Source organism: Aurantimonas sp. E1-2-R+4 (assembly GCF_036549515.1).
Lineage (GTDB): Bacteria > Pseudomonadota > Alphaproteobacteria > Rhizobiales > Rhizobiaceae > Aurantimonas > Aurantimonas coralicida_A.
Genome location: NZ_JAZHLK010000008.1, coordinates 1 through 13,395, shown reverse-complemented (window position 1 = coordinate 13,395; position 13,395 = coordinate 1). Strand labels below are relative to the sequence as shown.

Here is a 13,395-nt window from a genome sequence, read left to right as displayed (position 1 = left end):
TGCGTCAAAGGCGAACGAATGTCCGGGCGCCCGCTCTCATCTGCCCCGGCCGGCATCACCCCAGCGCCTTGGCCTTTCGAAACGAGACCAGCCGGCGGCTGGTTTCGTCCCACAGGACGAGCGGCACGCTGCGAAGGCTATCGCGCAGGGTGATCCGGCCGACCTCGCTCAGTTCCGGATGATCCCTCAGGATTTCCGGAAGCCGATAATAGGGCACGCGGCTGGCAAGATGGTGCACGTGATGGATGCCGATATTGCCGGTGAACCACCGCAGGACACCCGGCAAATCATAATGTGACGAACCGTGCAGCGCCGCCTCCTGGAACTCCCAATCGGAGCCCTGCGACCAATGCGTTTCCTCGAATTGGTGCTGCACGTAAAAGAGCCAGACGCCGATCGAGGCCGCCAGGATGACGATCGGCAGATGGACAAAGAAGAACGGCCCGACACCGCCGAGCCAGATCATGGCGGTCGCCAATAAGACGACGCTCAGATTGGTCGCCATCGTCGAAATCCAGGGCTCGGCCCCCGCGCGCATCATCCCGATCGGCAATCGTTGCTCGAACAGAAACAACCAGATCGGCCCGATGCCGAACATCACGATCGGATGGCGATAGAGCCGATAGCGCAGCCGGCCCCAACGCGACAAAGCCTTATATTCCGCGACCGTCAGCGTCATGATGTCGCCGACGCCGCGTTCATCGAGATTGCCGGTCGAGGCGTGGTGCTTGGCGTGCATGCGCCGCCAATAGTCGTAGGGCGTCAGGGTCAGGACGCCGATCGCGCGGCCGGTCCAGTTATCGAAATGTCGATTGGCGAAGAAAGATCCGTGGCCGCAATCATGCTGGATGATGAACAGCCGCAGCAAAAAACCGGCCGCCGGGATGATCAGGAGCAGTCCCCACCATATCCCGTAGGAGACAGCGGCGAACGCCAGTGCCCAGAGCAGGGCAAACGGGACCAGCGTGATCGCGAGCTCGATCGCACTACGGGTCCGTCGCGGCTTGCGGTAGTTGGACAGGACTTTCGGCCAGACGGGCTCGCGAACACCCGTCGTGGACGGTGGGTTATTGGTTTTCATCGACGTTTAGGTTCCCGGTTCTCGGCACGCACAAACAACGGCGCACCCGAGATGGTGTTCCAGATGATGGAGTAAAATCCTCGGCCATGATTCATGGCCTGTATGTCCTGTAGCACTGAAACACGCTCTTTGCAGTCGTTTTCGGCGCGCCCCGTTCCGCGAGGTCTTCGACATTGCGGGCAGGCGCCGAGCATTGCCGCCCTTAGCGGTCAAGCGTTTCGGCCGGTTTGGACAGGAGTTGTGACGCGTGCGCTCTCGGTAATGTGCTCGAAAATGATCGGCATTGTTGATCGTATCGAGGCACCTCGCGACGCTCGGCCTGCGCCTCGACAAGCTCCACCGTCCATGCCCCCTTCCGCATAGCCCCCGATCAGTCGAACGCTTCGGCGAGGTCGATCAGCCGAAAGCGCACATCCTCGCGGCCCCGGAAGCGATCGAGCGACAAGGTGCCGGCCGCATGAATAGGCCGATCCCGCGCCGCCAGAAGCCGCTGCCCCACATCGGTTTCGGCAGCCTTGAAGGCGATGGCCTGGACGCTGGCTCCATCCGCGCCCCGCAACGTTGCCCGGACATGCCCCTTGCCGACGATCGAGGACGACGCGATTCGGTGCCGGGCGAGGGCGAAGATCGGTGCGGCGTGTCCCGATCCATAAGGCCCGGCCCGTTCGATTGTAGAGTAGAGATCCGGGGTTAGCCCCGCGGCGCTGACGGCGCCATCGATCTTCAGAGATTCCCCCTCGCGTAACGCCGCGACCGCGTTCGCTGCGCCGACTTCGAGGAAGGCTCGAAAATCACCGAGCCGATCCTTTTGAACGGTGATACCCGCGGCCATCGCGTGCCCGCCACCTTTTTCAAGCAGGCCAGCCGACACCGCCTCACGCACCAGCCGGCCGAGATCGAAGCCGCCGATCGAGCGACCCGACCCGGTTCCTCGCCCTGAGCCGTCGAAAGCGATGGCGAAAGCCGGACGGCGATGGCGCTCCTTCAGCCGCGCCGCGAGCAATCCGACGATCCCTGGGTGCCATTCACGCGATCCGGCGACCAGAATCGACGGCCCCTCCCCGCCACCGATTTCGGCCATGACCTCGGCTTCGGCCTGTTCGAGCATGACGTGCTCCATCGCCTGCCGCTCTTCGTTCAACACGCTCAGATGCGCAGCGAGTTCCTCCGCCTCGCCGGCATCATTGAGGCAAAGCAGGCGGCTGCCGAGCGACGCATCGCCAATCCGCCCACCGGCATTGATCCGGGGACCAAGAAGAAAGCCGAGGTGATGGCATTCGACCGGCCCCGACAAGCGGGCGACCCGCGCCAGCGCGGCGAGACCGAGATTGTGCTGGCCGTGCATCACCCGCAATCCCTGCACGACGAAAGCGCGGTTGAGGCCGACCAGCGGCACCACGTCGCAGACGGTAGCGAGGGCCACGAGGTCGAGCAGGCCGAAGACGTCCGGCAGACTCGCCTGTGCCCGTCCGCGACGGCGCAATTCCCGCGAAACCGCTACCAGCGTCATGAAAACCACGCCAGCGGCGGCGAGATGCCCAAGTCCCGACAAATCGTCCTGACGGTTCGGGTTGACGAGCACCGCGTCGGGAAGCTCGGGGCCGGTCTGGTGGTGGTCGAGGACGACCACGTCGACGCCAGCTTGCCGAGCAGCGGCGATCGCTTCGAAACTTCCGGTCCCGCAGTCGACGGTGACGATCAGCGTCGCGCCCGCAGACGCCAGTTCCCGCATCGCGGCGGGGTTCGGGCCGTAGCCCTCGGTGATCCGGTCGGGGATGCGGATCGTCGCGTCAATGCCGAAATGGCTCAGATAGCGCCACAAGAGCGACGACGACGCGGCACCGTCGACGTCGTAATCGCCGAAAATCGCGACCGTTTCCTGTCCCTCGACGGCATCGGCAAGGCGCGATGCGGCGGCCTCCATGTCGGTCATGGTCGACGGATCGGGCATCAGATCGCGGATGCGCGGATCGAGAAAGGCGGTGGCGTCGGTCTCCGCCACGCCGCGCGCGGCTAGGACGCGGCAGACGATATCGGGCAGCGCCAGCGTCTGGGCCATCTTCAGCGCCGAAGCCTCGGCGCGTTCGTCGAGGGCGTTCAGCCAACGGCGACCACCGATCGAGTGGTCTACGGCAAGAAAGGTGCGGGCAGATGTGACCATGGAGCTTGTTCTGGCGAAGCGAGACCGGACGTGCAACCCGGCCCGCGGCGTTGTTCGCTCAGAGGCCGAATTTCGATCGGCCGTGATGCTGTGCCCGCACCTCGCGAATGGTTCGCGAGTGCGACCGCATCACCAGCGTGTGCGTGGTGATCCGGTCGCGATAGAACCGAACACCGTCGAGGAGGTTGCCGTCGGTCACACCGGTCGCCGCGAAGATGACGTCGCCGGCGGCCATCTCCTCGGCGCTGTAAACCCGGTACGGATCGGAGATGCCCATCTTTTCGGCCCGCGCGCGTTTCTCGTTGGTGTTGAGCTGCAAGCGCCCCTGCATCTGCCCACCGGTGCACCGCAGGGCCGCCGCCGCCAGCACGCCTTCCGGCGCGCCGCCGATGCCCATATAGATGTCGATGCCGGTTTCCTCTGGATCCGTCGTATGAATCACGCCGGCCACGTCGCCGTCGCCGATCAACCGGATCGCCGCGCCCACCTCGCGCACCGCTTCGATCAGCGCCGCATGCCGCGGGCGATCGAGTATGCAGGCGGTGATTTCCGAGACCGCAACGCCCTTGGCCTTCGCCAGGGCCTGCAGGTTTTCCTCCGGCGAACGGGACAGATCGACGATGCCGTCGTCGTACCCCGGACCGATCGCGATCTTCTCCATATAGACGTCGGGGGCGTTCAGGAGGCTGCCGCGCACCGCCATGGCGATCACCGCCAGCGAGTTCGGCAGGTTCTTGGCACATACCGTCGTGCCCTCGAGCGGATCGAGGGCAATATCGACCTTCGGGCCGTCTTTGGTGCCGACTTCCTCGCCGATGAACAGCATCGGCGCCTCGTCGCGTTCGCCTTCCCCAATGACGATGAGTCCGTCGATGGCGAGCCCATTCAGTTCGCTGCGCATGGCGTCGACCGCCGCCTGATCCGCGGCCTTTTCATCGCCGCGTCCGCGCAAATTCGCCGCGGCGACGGCCGCCATTTCGGTCACCCGGGCGATTTCGAGAGTGAGAACCCGATCCAGCGTTTCGCCGCCGCTGCTGCTGTCGGTCATGTCCGTTCCCTTCATGGCCAACCCCACACGATTCGATCCCGCGTCGGATTACAAGCCTGATATGCCCGGCGACGGTGAAAACGCAATGTCATCCGCCTGGCGCGGATGGCAACGCCGCCAGGCAGAGCCGCCCCTGTCAGTCCAGCGCCTCGATCCGGATCATCTTCGGCTCATCCTTGAGATGCCCGTCCTTGGAGACGAGCTCCAGCGCCTTGCGCACGGCGGCTTCCGTGGTTTCGTGGGTGACGAGAATGACCGGCGCGGTCGTCGCGTCGCCAGAGTCCTCGCGTCGCCGCTGGACGATCGATTCCAGTGAGATTTCGTTCTCGGCCATGCGCCGGGCGATCGACGCGAAGGCGCCGACCCGGTCATAGACCGACAAGCGAATGTAGTAGCCGCCTTCGTGAGCGCGCATCCGCGCCCGCTTGTAGGGAACGAGCTTTGCCGGCGGCAGCCCGAGGGTCGGCGGAAGCACGCCACCGGCGACATCCATGATGTCGGAAAGAACCGCCGAGGCCGTCGCATCGCCGCCGGCGCCGGGGCCGGCGAGCAGGATCGAACCAAGGAGATCGCTGTCGACGGCGACGGCGTTGGTCACGCCGTCCACCTGCGCGAGCGCCGAATGCGCCGGGATCATCGTCGGGTGCACCCGCTGCTCAATCCCCGTCTCGGTCAGTTGCGCCACCGCCAGAAGCTTGATGCGATAGCCGAGTTCCGCTGCCGCTTCGATGTCGTCATTGGTGACCGACGAAATACCCTCGATGAACACGCTGTCGAGATCGATCTCGCAACCGAAGGCGAGCGAGGTGAGGATCGCCAGCTTGTGGGCGGCGTCGAATCCGCCGATATCGAAGGTCGGGTCGGCTTCGGCATAACCGAGCCGCTGGGCGTCCTTCAGGCAATCGTCGAACGCGATGCCCTCGTTCTCCATGCGCGTCAGCATATAATTGCAGGTGCCGTTGAGAATGCCGTAGACGCGGCTGACGTCATTGCCCGACAGCGCCTCGCGCATCGTCTTGATGATCGGGATGCCGCCCGCGACGGCTGCCTCGAACAAGATCTCGGTCTCGTTTCGCGCCGCCAGCGTGGCGAGCGCCACGCCATGATGCGCCAGCAAGGCCTTGTTGGCGGTAACCACCGGCAAGCCGCGCCCCAGCGCGGCCGTCACCGCTTCCAATGCGGGCCCGGTATCTCCGCCGATCAATTCGACGAAAACGTCGATGTCGCCGTTTTTCGCCAATGCGACAGGATCATCGAACCAGGCGAGTTGCGATGTGTCGAAACCACGATCCTTCAATCGGTCGCGCGCCGAGATGCCGGCCAGTTCAATCGGCCGACCGACCCGGTTCGCCAAGGTTTCCGACTTGGTCTCGATGAGCCGCGCGAGGCTCGCGCCGACCGTTCCTAGCCCGGCAAGGCCGAGCCGCAATGGGCTTTTCATGAGCACCTTGTGACTGTTCGCGTCGTTTTGGCGCCGTTCACAAATGGGCGCCGAGGGAAACGACCTTCTGCCCGGCTTCGTCGCCGCTGGCAAGGAAGCGGCGGATGTTGCGCGCCGCCTGTCGGATGCGATGCTCGTTTTCGACCAATGCGATGCGCACATGCTCGTCGCCGTGTTCGCCGAAGCCGATGCCGGGCGCGACGGCCACGTCGGCCTTTTCGATCAAAAGCTTGGAGAATTCGAGCGAGCCGAGGTCGCGATACGCCGCCGGCAGCGGTGCCCAGGCGAACATCGTCGATGACGGCGCGGGAACCGGCCAGCCGGCCCGCGTGAACGATTCGACGAGCACATCGCGGCGCCGGTGGTAGATCTCGCGCACCTCCCGCGTGGCCTCCTCGCCGGCATTCAGGGCCGCGGTCGCGGCTACCTGGATCGGGGTGAAGGCGCCGTAATCGAGATAGGATTTGACCCGGGCCAATGCGGCCAGCAAGCGCTCGTTGCCGACGGCAAAGCCCATGCGCCATCCTGGCATCGAAAAGGTTTTCGACATCGAGGTGAATTCGACGGCGACGTCCATGGCTCCCTCAACCTGGAGGATCGAGGGCGGCGGCGGGCCGTCGAAATAGATCTCGGCATAGGCAAGATCTGACAGGACGATGATCTCGTGCTTGCGGGCGAAGGCGACGATCTCGCGATAGAAATCGAGATCGGCCTGGAAGGCAGTGGGGTTGGACGGATAATTGAGAATGATCGCGATCGGTTTCGGGATCGAATGACGGACGGCTCGGTCGATGGCGACCATGAAATCCGCGTCCGGCTTGGCCGGAATCGCGCGAATCGTTCCGCCGGACATGATGAAGCCGAAGGCATGGATCGGATAGGTCGGATTGGGGCATAGCACCACGTCGCCAGGCGCAGTGATGGCCTGCGCCATGTTGGCGAAGCCTTCCTTCGAACCGAGCGTCGCGACAACCTGCGTGTTCGGATCGAGCGTCACGCCGAACCGGCGCGCGTAGTATTTCGCCTGCGCCTTGCGCAGCCCCCCGATGCCCTTGGACGCCGAATAGCGGTGCGTGCGCGGATCGCGAATGACCTCGCACAGCTTGTCGACGATGAATTTCGGCGTCGCGAGGTCGGGGTTGCCCATGCCGAGATCGATGATGTCGGCACCGTTGGCCCGCGCCGTCGCCTTGAGCCGGTTGACCTCCTCGAACACGTAGGGCGGCAGTCGGCGAACTTTGTGAAATTCTTCCATGGTTTTCGTTCCGCGGCGTGGCGCTGGTTGCGGGAAGGAAGCGGCGAACGACGCGGGTCTACTGCCCCGCCTCGATCTGCCGCAACACCTCTTCGGGACTCAGTGTTGGCTGAGCGTTCGGCGTCGGCTTGGTCGCGAGCGCCGCATCGACGTCGGCCGCCTGCTTGCGTCGAACGCCTTCCAGTCGAGCGATTTCGGAGGGATAGCTGCTCGACGTCGCGGCGGATGCGCGCTGGCTGGCCTGTGCATTGAGACGCGACTGCTGCGCCCGAACTTGCGCGTCGGTCAGTTGCGGCGCCGCCGTGTCGGGATAGGCGCCGAGAAGCGGATAGCCGTCGCTGTCGAACCGCTGCGAGGAGGCGACCGGCGCCGCCGCCTGCGCCCGCAGGGCGGCCAGCGATGGATCCTCCTCGTCCGGAAAGATCGACTGGCATGCGGCTGCCGGCAAAAGCACCGCAAGGACCGCAAGCGGCCGAAGAACTGAAAGCGTAATCATCGCAGGTCGGTATCAGGCCTTCTTGAAACGGCGCACTGTGTCATATCCTACAGGAACGGCATTTACAAAATCCCGCCGATCGATTGTTCATGGACCAAGGTGCGGTCACAATGCACCCGCGCGACGTAGCGTAGCGAGGCCCGGACGGAGAAAACGGCAGCCTCGACAGGAGGAAAGCACGATGACAACCAAGCGATCGGCAGAGCTCGGCGGCATCGACAAGACCGGCACCGGCGAGGAATACGTGGTGAAGGACCCACAAGCCTTTGCCCTGAATATGGCGCGGGTGCTGGAGCAGTTGGGCAAGGCGGCGGCAGCCTGGGTGGAGCCGCGCGAGAAGGGAGAATTCGACGCCGGTCCTGTCTCCATGGACGAAATGGTCCAGACCCTTTCGAAAATCTCCGACTATTGGCTAACTGATCCCGGTCGCGCGGTCGAGGCGCAGACCAGCCTGTTCACCGGCTACATGGACGTCTGGAACAATTCGATCCGCCGCATGTCCGGCGAGACGGCGTTGAGCCCGGTCGAGCCGCAGCCCGGCGACAAGCGCTTCGCCGACACGGAATGGAACAGCAATCTGTTCTTCGACTTCGTCAAGCAGGCCTATCTCCTGACCGCGCAATGGGCCGAGGATCTGGTCGACAAGACCGAAGGTCTGGACCCGCACACGCGCCACAAGGCCGCTTTCTACATGAAGCAGGTGTCGAACGCGCTGTCTCCATCCAATTTCATTGCCACCAATCCCGAGCTCTATCGCGAGACGGTCGCCTCGAACGGGGAAAACCTCGTGCGCGGCATGAAGATGTTCGCGGAGGACATGGCGGCCGGCGGCGGCAATCTGCGGCTGCGGCAGTCCGACGACTCCTCGTTCGAGGTCGGCCGCGACATGGCCCTGACGCCGGGCAAGGTAGTGGCGCAGAACGACGTCTGCCAGATCATTCAATATGCGCCGGAGACCGAGACGGTGTTCAAGCGGCCGCTTCTCATCGTGCCGCCTTGGATCAACAAGTTCTATATTCTCGATCTCAACCCTGAAAAATCCTTCATCAAATGGCTGGTCGAAAAGGGCCATACCGTTTTCGTCATCTCCTGGGTTAACCCGGACGACAAGCAGGCGGAGAAGGGCTGGAGCGATTACATCGAGGAGGGCATCGTCTTCGGCATCGACACAGCCGAGGCCGCCACCGGCGTCGGCGAGGTCAACACGATCGGCTATTGCGTCGGCGGCACGCTGCTCGCCGCCACCCTCGCCTATCTGAAAGCCAGCGGCGACGAGCGCATAGCCAGCGCGACATTTCTGACCACTCAGGTCGATTTCACCCACGCCGGTGACCTGAAGGTCTTTGTCGACGAGGCCCAGTTGCAGACGCTGGAACGCACGATGGGCAAGAAGGGCTATCTCGACGGCTCGCAGATGGCCACGGCGTTCAATCTGCTGCGGTCTGGCGATCTGATCTGGCCGTATTTCGTCAACAACTATCTTCGCGGCAAGGAGCCGATGCCATTCGACCTGCTCTACTGGAACGCCGATTCCACCCGCATGCCGAAGGCGAACCATCTGTTTTATCTGCGCAGTTGCTATCTGGAAAACCGGCTGTCGCGGGGCACGATGGAAATCGACGGCAAACGCCTCGACCTGTCGACGGTCAACGTCCCGATCTACAATCTGGCCACCAAGGAGGACCACATCGCGCCGGCCCGCAGCGTCTTCGTCGGCAGTCGCGCCTTTGGTTCGGATGTCACCTACGTCCTGTCCGGCTCTGGCCATATCGCCGGCGTCATCAATCCGCCCGCCAAGAAGAAATATCAGTACTGGACGGGTCCGACGCCGAAGAAGGTCGCGGCCTACGAAGATTGGCTGCTCGCGGCGAACGAAACAGCAGGTTCCTGGTGGCCGCACTGGCAGGAATGGATCACCGAAAAGTCTGGCAATCGCGTCAAGGCGCGCAAGCCTGGCGGTCGCAAGCTGAAACCGATCGAGGATGCGCCGGGAAGCTATGTGAAGGTCAGGGTTTAGCACAGGCGGGTGGGCCGAACGGATATTGGAGTTCCCGTCCGATCGCATTGGAGGAGGACGGTCGGCTGACAGCCGAGGCGGAAGGGTTGCGGCCGGCCCACCGATAGAACGGGAACGAAAACCGAAAATCACAAAGGGGAGGACGACATGAACAAATTCGCGAAAACCGGCCTTGTGGCCATGCTGGCAGCGGGAGTCTTGTCGGCGCCCGCCAGGGCACAACAGGACAACCAGACACCCGACCAGCCGGAAGCGCAGGCCGCGGCCCAGCCGGACGAATGGTGCCAATCCAAATGGGGACCTGACGACGAGATCGGGGCGGCCAATCTGCTGACCCCTGAGATGGCGCTTGAGGCCGCCAAGCTGGTGAAGACCGGTAAGGTCTATTCCCTCGGCGCGGAGACCAATTCCAAGACGCCGGCATTCGGCTCCCGCTCATGGGCGCTAGTGATCAACCAGCCTGGTCAGGCCGGCGGCATCGGCCTTGGCCCGACCAAGACCAACTACAATGACGACATCTACATGGGCTATGTCGGGACCGGCTCGCAGATCGACGGCCTGGGCCATATCGGCATCGATAACGTCTACTACAATTGCAACAAGAACAGCGACTTCGTCCAGGCCGACGGGCTGACCAAGCTTGGTGTGGAGACGATCCCGAATATCGTCACCCGCGGCATCGTTCTCGATATGACGGATCACTTCGGCATGGACGTGCTCGAAGCGGGCACGGCCTTCAATCGCGAGGAGATCGAGGCCCAGGCCGAAAAGCAGGGCGTCGAGATTCGCGAGGGCGACGTCGTTCTCTTCCATACCGGCTGGTTGTCGCTCGTGGGCAATGACGACGCGCGCTACATCAAGGGCGAGCCGGGGCTGGGCAAGGACGGCGCCGAGTATCTCGTTGGAAAGAACGTGGTCGCCGTCGGAGCCGACAGCTGGGGGCTCGAAGCGGTGCCCTTCGAGGAAGGCGTCGGCATCTTCGAGGTGCATCAGATCCTGATCCCGCGCAACGGCGTCTTCATTCTGGAGAACATGGACACTGCCGAACTCGTCGCGGACGACGCCTGGGAGTTCATGTTCGTGCTCGGCCAGTCGAAATTCACCGGCGGCGTGCAGGCCGTCATCAACCCGACGGCGGTGCGCTGATCGGCGCGGGAGGCGATCACGACAGTTCGCGGCCCAAGACGGGCTGCGGACACGGGCATTGACGGGAGTGTCCCGCCGCCGCTATCGGCGGGCCTATGGTCGCCTTCCCCTCCCCGCTCATACCGGCCCGCCTTCTGCGCCGCTACAAGCGCTTTCTCGCCGACGTCCAGATCGACGGCGAGAGCGACCCGGTCACCGTCCACTGCCCGAACCCCGGCGCGATGCTGGGGCTCAAGGCGGAAGGATCGCGGGTCTGGCTGTCGCGGTCGGCCAATCCCGCCCGCAAGCTTCCCCTGACGCTGGAGATCATCGAAGCGGACGGAACCCTCGTCGGCCTCAATACCGCCCTGCCGAACCGACTCGCCGAAGAAGCGATCGCGTCGGGGCTCGTGCCGCCGCTGGCAGCATTCGGAGCGGCGCGGCGCGAAGTCAAATACGGCCGCAACTCCCGCGTCGACCTTCTCTATACCGATCCTGAGGGACAGCCGGTCTATGTCGAGGTCAAGAATGTCCACCTGATGCGCCAACCGGGCCTCGCCGAATTTCCCGACTGCGTGACCACGCGCGGCGCCAAGCATCTCGTCGAACTCGGCGACCGCGTCACGGCCGGCGAGCGGGCAATCATGCTCTACGTGGTACAAAGGGCGGACTGCGACCGCGTGGCCTTCGCCGCCGATCTGGACCCGGCCTACGCCGCCGCATTCGCCGTTGCGCGCGCACGAGGGGTTGAAGCCCATGCCGTTCGATGCGACATCAGCTTGACGGCCATCCGTCCCGTGACCGCCCTTCCGATCGTCGATACCGCGTCCCGACCATGACCACTTATCTCGAAGCCGAACCGAACCCGACCCGCAACACCGGCGCGATCCGTCTGTACGACGCCGCGGCGTTCGAGGGGATGCGGCGGGCCTGCCAGCTCACCGCGCGCTGTCTCGACGGCCTCGCCGCCATCGTCGAGCCGGGCGTGACCACCGAGACGATCGACCGCTATGTCGTGGACTTCGCGCTGGCCAACGACGCGTTTCCGGCGACGCTGAACTATCGCGGCTACGGCAAGAGCGTCTGCACCTCGATCAATCATGTGGTCTGCCACGGCATACCGAACGACAAGCCGCTGAAGGAAGGCGACATCGTCAATATCGACGTGACCTTCATTCACGATGGGTACCACGGCGATTCCTCGCGCATGTACCCGGTCGGCCGCGTCAAGCGCGCCGCCGAACGGCTGTGCGACATCACCTATCGTTCGCTCCTGCTCGGCATCGAGGCCGTGCGCCCGGGCGGCCATACCGGCGATATCGGCGAGGCGATCCAGACCTACGCGGAATCCGAGCGTTGCTCGGTCGTGCGCGATTTCTGCGGTCATGGCGTCGGCAAGCTGTTCCACGACGCGCCGAATATCCTGCACTACGGTCGGCGGGGCGAAGGACCGGAAATGCGTCCCGGCATGGTCTTCACCATCGAGCCGATGATCAATATCGGCCGGCCGCATGTGAAGATCCTTTCCGACGGCTGGACCGCCGTCACCCGCGACCGCTCGCTGTCCGCCCAATACGAACATACGGTCGGGGTGACCGAGACCGGCTGCGAGGTCTTCACCCTGTCGCCCGCCGGGCTCGACACGCCGGGGCTGACGGTCGAGCCCTTAGCCGGCGCGGCGGAATAGCCGCCCGGCGATGACGCATTCCGGCTCCGACGACGAACCGGATTTTCCCGGCCTCGGCGAGGCTCCTTCACCGCGAACGACGGCTGCCGCCGGCCACGCCAAGCCTGCGCCCAAGCACCACGACGGCCACCGCGATCGCCTGCGCGAGCGGTTCAGCGACGCCGGCGCCACGGCGCTGGCCGATTACGAATTGCTGGAACTGATCCTCTTTCGCACCATCCCTCGCCGTGACGTCAAACCGATCGCCAAGGCGCTGATCGCCCGGTTCGGTTCGCTGGCGGAAGTGCTGAACGCGCCGCCGCGCCGGCTGATGGAAGTGCCAGGGGTCAAGGACGCCGTGGCGCTCGATATCGCCATCGTCGCTGCGGTCAACCAGCGGGCGATGCGATCGGCGGTGAAAAGCCGCGAGGTGCTGTCGTCCTGGGCGGCGGTCCTCGACTATTGCAAGGCGGCGATGGCCTACGAGACGCGGGAGCAGTTCCGCATCCTGTTCCTCGACCGGAAGAACGCCCTGATCGCCGACGAGGTGCAGGGCACGGGCACGGTCGACCATACGCCGGTCTATCCGCGCGAGGTGGTCAAACGGGCGCTCGAATTGTCGGCGACCGCGATCATCCTCGTCCACAACCATCCCACAGGGTCTATTTCTGTCACGCAGGATAACGCTCTATCCAATTGAAACATATTCGTTTTGCGACTTGTCGTACTCCCGGATATTGTGGCAAATTGGGGTCGGTTTTTAGGGGGATCAACCTCCCTTTTGACCCCAGTCGCCGACCCCTTTTACCCTTCTGGAGACCCCACTCGAAATCCAATGGGAGAGCCCAATGCCAAGCCTTACAGATGGAGAAATACGCCGCGCCTTGAAGGAGGTTGTCAACGGCGGAGTAAAATCCGGCCATTAGGCGGAGCAAAACCAGGCCACTTATGGCAGGCACATGAGCCCCCCGCTCGGGCTCCGCCCTCCCGGTTGCGTATTTCACCGCATCGTGAGCACGGATTTCACCGCATCGTGAGCAGAGATTTCGCGGGATCGTGAGCAACGATTTCAGATGATCGTGAGCACCTTTTCGAGGGTGCGGGC

11 protein-coding genes are annotated in these 13,395 nt (G+C 64.0%); 5 read left to right on the top strand and 6 right to left on the bottom strand.

Annotated elements, in window-relative coordinates; all coding sequences use genetic code 11:
- Positions 1-55 precede the first annotated feature (55 nt).
- The 6 genes from VQ045_RS05730 to VQ045_RS05705 form a co-directional block, all read right to left on the bottom strand.
- A complete protein-coding gene (locus VQ045_RS05730; RefSeq protein WP_331829425.1) occupies positions 56-1,081 on the bottom strand; it encodes a fatty acid desaturase in 1,026 nt (341 codons plus the stop codon).
- A 370-nt stretch (positions 1,082-1,451) separates the two neighbouring features.
- The gene (gene recJ / locus VQ045_RS05725; RefSeq protein WP_331829424.1) at positions 1,452-3,242 is read right to left on the bottom strand and encodes a single-stranded-DNA-specific exonuclease RecJ; all 1,791 of its coding nucleotides are present in this window, start codon (positions 3,240-3,242) and stop codon (positions 1,452-1,454) included.
- A 58-nt stretch (positions 3,243-3,300) separates the two neighbouring features.
- The gene (gene glpX / locus VQ045_RS05720; protein WP_327623296.1) at positions 3,301-4,290 is read right to left on the bottom strand and encodes a class II fructose-bisphosphatase; all 990 of its coding nucleotides are present in this window, start codon (positions 4,288-4,290) and stop codon (positions 3,301-3,303) included.
- 136 nt (positions 4,291-4,426) lie between these two features.
- On the bottom strand, positions 4,427-5,731 hold the full coding sequence (locus VQ045_RS05715) for a homoserine dehydrogenase (RefSeq protein WP_327623297.1): 1,305 nt from the start codon (positions 5,729-5,731) through the stop codon (positions 4,427-4,429).
- Positions 5,732-5,768: 37 nt separating this feature from the next.
- Complete coding sequence (locus VQ045_RS05710; RefSeq protein ID WP_331829423.1) at positions 5,769-6,986, bottom strand: LL-diaminopimelate aminotransferase; 1,218 nt, start codon at positions 6,984-6,986, stop codon at positions 5,769-5,771.
- A gap of 58 nt (positions 6,987-7,044) precedes the next feature.
- Entirely contained in the window at positions 7,045-7,482 is a 438-nt protein-coding gene (locus VQ045_RS05705; RefSeq protein ID WP_331829422.1) for a hypothetical protein, read from the bottom strand.
- A gap of 181 nt (positions 7,483-7,663) precedes the next feature.
- Here VQ045_RS05705 and phaC point away from each other — a divergent pair, with 181 nt between their 5' ends.
- From phaC to VQ045_RS05680, 5 genes are all read left to right on the top strand, one after another.
- On the top strand, positions 7,664-9,499 hold the full coding sequence (gene phaC / locus VQ045_RS05700; protein WP_331829421.1) for a class I poly(R)-hydroxyalkanoic acid synthase: 1,836 nt from the start codon (positions 7,664-7,666) through the stop codon (positions 9,497-9,499).
- Positions 9,500-9,646: 147 nt separating this feature from the next.
- Positions 9,647-10,645 carry a cyclase family protein gene (locus tag VQ045_RS05695; protein WP_331829420.1) on the top strand — a complete coding sequence of 333 codons (999 nt, stop codon included), beginning with the start codon at positions 9,647-9,649 and terminating at the stop codon, positions 10,643-10,645.
- A gap of 95 nt (positions 10,646-10,740) precedes the next feature.
- Positions 10,741-11,463: a DNA/RNA nuclease SfsA gene (gene sfsA, locus VQ045_RS05690; protein ID WP_331829419.1), complete on the top strand. Its 723-nt coding sequence runs from the start codon at positions 10,741-10,743 to the stop codon at positions 11,461-11,463.
- On the top strand, positions 11,460-12,311 hold the full coding sequence (gene map / locus VQ045_RS05685; protein WP_331829418.1) for a type I methionyl aminopeptidase: 852 nt from the start codon (positions 11,460-11,462) through the stop codon (positions 12,309-12,311). Before sfsA ends, map begins: the two co-directional genes overlap by 4 nt.
- Before the next feature lie 10 nt (positions 12,312-12,321).
- Complete coding sequence (locus tag VQ045_RS05680; protein WP_331829417.1) at positions 12,322-12,990, top strand: JAB domain-containing protein; 669 nt, start codon at positions 12,322-12,324, stop codon at positions 12,988-12,990.
- Positions 12,991-13,395: the final 405 nt, after the last annotated feature.

Bases quoted from the DNA above. Each gene is read 5' to 3' on its own strand.
- recJ (WP_331829424.1), bottom strand. From the start codon at position 3,242: ATGGTCACATCTGCCCGCACCTTTCTTGCCGTAGACCACTCGATCGGT.
- phaC (WP_331829421.1), top strand. From the start codon at position 7,664: ATGACAACCAAGCGATCGGCAGAGCTCGGCGGCATCGACAAGACCGGC.
- VQ045_RS05730 (WP_331829425.1), bottom strand. From the start codon at position 1,081: ATGAAAACCAATAACCCACCGTCCACGACGGGTGTTCGCGAGCCCGTC.
- glpX (WP_327623296.1), bottom strand. From the start codon at position 4,290: ATGACCGACAGCAGCAGCGGCGGCGAAACGCTGGATCGGGTTCTCACT.
- VQ045_RS05695 (WP_331829420.1), top strand. From the start codon at position 9,647: ATGAACAAATTCGCGAAAACCGGCCTTGTGGCCATGCTGGCAGCGGGA.
- map (WP_331829418.1), top strand. From the start codon at position 11,460: ATGACCACTTATCTCGAAGCCGAACCGAACCCGACCCGCAACACCGGC.
- VQ045_RS05705 (WP_331829422.1), bottom strand. From the start codon at position 7,482: ATGATTACGCTTTCAGTTCTTCGGCCGCTTGCGGTCCTTGCGGTGCTT.
- VQ045_RS05710 (WP_331829423.1), bottom strand. From the start codon at position 6,986: ATGGAAGAATTTCACAAAGTTCGCCGACTGCCGCCCTACGTGTTCGAG.
- VQ045_RS05680 (WP_331829417.1), top strand. From the start codon at position 12,322: ATGACGCATTCCGGCTCCGACGACGAACCGGATTTTCCCGGCCTCGGC.
- sfsA (WP_331829419.1), top strand. From the start codon at position 10,741: ATGGTCGCCTTCCCCTCCCCGCTCATACCGGCCCGCCTTCTGCGCCGC.
- VQ045_RS05715 (WP_327623297.1), bottom strand. From the start codon at position 5,731: ATGAAAAGCCCATTGCGGCTCGGCCTTGCCGGGCTAGGAACGGTCGGC.